Annotated in this window: 2 protein-coding genes; both read left to right on the forward strand. The window is 42.5% G+C overall.

Annotation, left to right across the window (positions count from 1 at the left end):
- The first annotated feature begins 62 nt into the window (after positions 1–62).
- Positions 63–560, forward strand: coding sequence for a DUF4402 domain-containing protein (locus A3761_RS04180; RefSeq protein WP_068554366.1), 498 nt, complete (start codon positions 63–65; stop codon positions 558–560).
- Positions 561–708: 148 nt separating this feature from the next.
- Positions 709–910: hypothetical protein (locus tag A3761_RS28430; RefSeq protein ID WP_231881154.1), on the forward strand; the 202-nt coding region annotated here is incomplete at its 3' end.

Here is a 910-nt window from a genome sequence, read left to right on the forward strand (position 1 = left end):
AACAGACAACGAAACGAAGCAGCCTTATAAATGAATCAATTTTAAAACTGGGAATACTATCCATGAAAACATTATTTAAAAAATCAGCAATTGCAGCAACAATGATCTCTGGTCTTATCGCAGGTACCGCTACTGCAGATACATTCAACGCTTCACTAAACCTGGTTCAGCCAATTTCATTAACTGAAGCGACTCAAATGGATCTAGGTGACGTTCTAGCTAGCGACTCAGATACTTGTACTATCACTACAGGCGGTGCACGTTCAGGCGCTGCATGCTTCGGCTCTGGTAACGGTACATTGGCCGCGATTAATGTGGCTGGAACCGACGGTCAACAAGTCGATATTGCTTTAACTGCAGGTACTTCAGGCGCATCTGAACTGTCCTTTGCACCAGCAATGCTCGATAACGGTGAAGGTGCAACAACTCTTACGGGCGTAACTCTACAAACTAACCATGCATTATCTCTAGGTGGAACACTAACCGTTGCTAACGGTGCTCTGGCTTTGTCAAACGGTGTTAACTCTGTAGAGTATCAAGTAGAAGTTACTTACCAGTAAGCACAATTAAGTGTTATATGTTTAAAAAAGGCGCATTTAGCGCCTTTTTTGCTTTTCGGTATTTAACTGTTTGCCCGATTGCTTCATTATTGCGCCAGCAAAATAAACCATCTAATAAACACTGACCGAAAACGTTATACGAACCAACATGAAACAGAGAAACAAACCTAGCCTTTGGCTTTTCAAGAACACCTTATTAACTCTATTCACCTTACTCATCTCATTTCAAGTCTCTGCCGGGCTAGTGCTGAACCCTCAGCGCATCGTGTTACAAGACCGAGAAAGAAGTGCAAGCCTGGACTTGCTAAACACTGATGATAAAGCAGGACGATACCAAATATACTTTGAGC

This window comes from Oleiphilus sp. HI0123 (genome assembly GCF_001635315.1).

What these genes read in the sequence shown, in the direction of transcription:
- A3761_RS04180 (WP_068554366.1), top strand. Translation starts at nt 63, where the DNA reads ATGAAAACATTATTTAAAAAATCAGCAATTGCAGCAACAATGATCTCT.